The organism is Geomonas limicola (genome assembly GCF_014193675.1).
GTDB classification, from domain to species: domain Bacteria; phylum Desulfobacterota; class Desulfuromonadia; order Geobacterales; family Geobacteraceae; genus Geomonas; species Geomonas limicola.
Map to the genome: position 1 here is coordinate 1 of NZ_BLXZ01000015.1, position 2,580 is coordinate 2,580.

A 2,580-nucleotide genomic window follows, 5' to 3' on the forward strand; every position below is an offset into this window, starting at 1 on the left:
CTGTTCCCATCCCGAACACAGAAGTTAAGCCTCTCTGGGCCGATGGTACTGCATGGGAAGCTATGTGGGAGAGTAGGTCGCCGCAGGGAATTTAATTGAAAAGCCCCGCTGAGAAATCAGCGGGGCTTTTTGTATTCAGAACTAGGCTATCAGCTTTCCAAAAAGCTTGACTCGATGCTTCGAGCAGGCCATCTTACCGTTATGAAATCCCCAAATCAGTTATGGTGCCAGGTATTCTGGCTTCTGATTCTTTGCTCTACCATTATTGGTTGCTGCGTAGAGTCTCCCGCACCCGTTTCAGGGAACGTCGCCCCAGCCATTTCTGGAATCGATGTCAGCGGCGAATATTTTTCACTTGGACAGCAAAAAGGGAAACTTGTCGTCCTGTACTTTTGGTCCAGGAAGTGTTGCGGTGATAGCCTGCGGCACCTGAATCCGCTTTATCTTAACTACGGATATCGAGGACTATCTGTCGTCGGTATAGAAGCTGGTAGCGCTGCCAAAGATGTTCACGCTTTTCTAAACGGCGCTGGGATCAGGTTCGTCAACTTGACTGACGAACATGGTTTGCTTGCGAGGACGTACCAGGTCGCCGGGTACCCTACCATCTTTCTAATCGGGCAGGATGGGATCGTTCAACGTAAAATAAGCGGGGAGATTCGGTCTGAACAGCTAGAAAAGTTGATTGTCCAACTCCTGCCGAGGTGACTCTGGCGCCATCTCGTAAACCTACCACAGCATATGGCTACTTTTTTTCCCATAGTTTTCTCCGATGAGCTGGAGTTATAATGGGCCATGGCAAATATCTCTTAAGGAGGCACACCATGGCACGCAGGTTCAATAACGCTATGTCGGACGCTCTTTTCCTGGTCGGTGGTGGAATCGTCGGTGCCGGAATGGCTTTGCTGCTGGCTCCGCAATCTGGCAAGAAAAGCCGCAAAGAATTGGCTCGTTTTGGGCGGGATGTTGGCAGGCAGGGGGACAAGATGTTCCGGAGTGTCTCGGATAATGTCTGCAATATGGCCGAACGGGTAAACGGGATGACCGGAAGTTTCCTGCATAAACGCTGAAGTTAAACAATTCATCTAGGATGGATGAACGTATTTGCAGTTGATGCCCGCCAGGTGCACGGGCATCATAGTAAAGGGGTGGAACGATTGGCCTGCCGGCAACTGGTGGGCCATTCGTTAATTTAGAGTATTGGTCGCTGATTTTGGATTTTTAAAGGGGGGGTACATGAAAAGTTTGCTGGTAATTGTGTTGGTTGTGGTTTGTTTGTTCAATGTGGGCTGTACTGGTGACAAGGCTAAAGAGTTGTATGAGACAGCACAGTTCGAAGAAAAACAACACAACAATGAACATGCAGCAAAACTCTACAACGAGATCGTCAGCAAGTATCCCGATAGCACGATCACGAAGCAGGCCCAGGAACGGCTCGCTGCCCTGAAAAAGAAATAGAATAGCGCGTAGACCAGAAGGGAACAATGTGGAGGTAAACTCCTTAATCTGGAGGTGATGGTTGTCCTAAAATCATTATCCAAACCGGATGAGGACTGCGCCGGCGACAATGAATAGCGCCGACAGGAGCCGGATTCTTCCAAATGACTCGCGCAAGAACATTATGCCTATTACTACGCCAATCATAATGCTGACCTGGCGCACTGGTACTGCATACGCCACTGGCGCAAGGTTGAGTCCGTAGCGGAAGGTGAGGAAAGATGCCATGACGATCGGGCCGCTCCAAAGAATGGGGCGCCAGTTCTCTTGGAGCTCCTCTCTGATCAGGACCCGGTACTTGGGCCGCGCTAGGTTTATTGACATGAGAAGCAGCATGCAGAAAACCAGAAAGTAAGTGAACAGCAGGGGCGTGTAGTGCCGCACTCCTGTCTTCTCCGCGATTGAGCCGATAGAGTATATAAAGCCGGCGGAGAGGGAGGCTCGAACCGCCGGACTCCTGAGGTCGCGAAAGGGGCGGGCGAGTTCAGCCAACGACAGCTGCTGCATTTGCACCAGGAGCGTTCCGAAGATTACCAGGAGTATGCCTGCTGCCCCAACCAGTGTCAGGCGCTCACCCAAAAGTGCCATTCCCCAGATAGGAACATAGACCATAGAAGTTTGGGACAGGGGGTAGACGACGGAAAGGTCGCCCGTCTGGTAGGCTCTACCGTTGAGGAGGTGGTACAAAACGTAACAGACAGCGCCAATGATGATAAGTATTGCCGTGGAGCGGTCTGGAAACAGAATGGACTCTGACGTAAAGGGCAAAACTGCGGTGAATAGTACGAATGAGGCAACGAACATCCACCAGATGAATACCGTCTTGTGACGGCTCCTTTTTACCAGGAGATTCCAAAGGGCGTGCATCACGGCTGAGATGACAATGAGGGTAAACGCTGTATTAGACATTGGCGCAGTATATCTAATGCCACTTGGAAAGTCAGAGGAAAACAGGGTTAAAGAAAATTATTCATTAAGTGATCGGAAAAGGGTTGACGCACCCGGGAAGCTTTGCTATAAAACGGGACTCTGTTGCAGTACTGCTCTCCGACAACTCAATAACTGCCCTGGCTTGATCCTTTA

4 protein-coding genes and 1 rRNA gene are annotated in these 2,580 nt (G+C 50.4%); 4 read left to right on the plus strand and 1 reads right to left on the minus strand.

Annotated elements, in window-relative coordinates; translation table 11 throughout:
* From rrf to H7688_RS22425, 4 genes are all read left to right on the plus strand, one after another.
* Nucleotides 1-89 (plus strand): 5S ribosomal RNA (rrf, locus tag H7688_RS22410); the annotation flags it as partial.
* Between the two features lie 112 nt (nucleotides 90-201).
* On the plus strand, nucleotides 202-708 hold the full coding sequence (locus H7688_RS22965; RefSeq protein WP_371873216.1) for a TlpA family protein disulfide reductase: 507 nt from the start codon (nucleotides 202-204) through the stop codon (nucleotides 706-708).
* Between the two features lie 116 nt (nucleotides 709-824).
* Nucleotides 825-1,070 carry a YtxH domain-containing protein gene (locus tag H7688_RS22420; protein ID WP_183363491.1) on the plus strand — a complete coding sequence of 82 codons (246 nt, stop codon included), beginning with the start codon at nucleotides 825-827 and terminating at the stop codon, nucleotides 1,068-1,070.
* A gap of 166 nt (nucleotides 1,071-1,236) precedes the next feature.
* A complete protein-coding gene (locus tag H7688_RS22425; protein ID WP_183363492.1) occupies nucleotides 1,237-1,458 on the plus strand; it encodes an outer membrane protein assembly factor BamD in 222 nt (73 codons plus the stop codon).
* A 75-nt stretch (nucleotides 1,459-1,533) separates the two neighbouring features.
* Here the strand turns inward: H7688_RS22425 and H7688_RS22430 are convergent, their stop codons facing one another.
* Nucleotides 1,534-2,406, minus strand: coding sequence for an EamA family transporter (locus H7688_RS22430; RefSeq protein WP_183363493.1), 873 nt, complete (start codon nucleotides 2,404-2,406; stop codon nucleotides 1,534-1,536).
* Nucleotides 2,407-2,580: the final 174 nt, after the last annotated feature.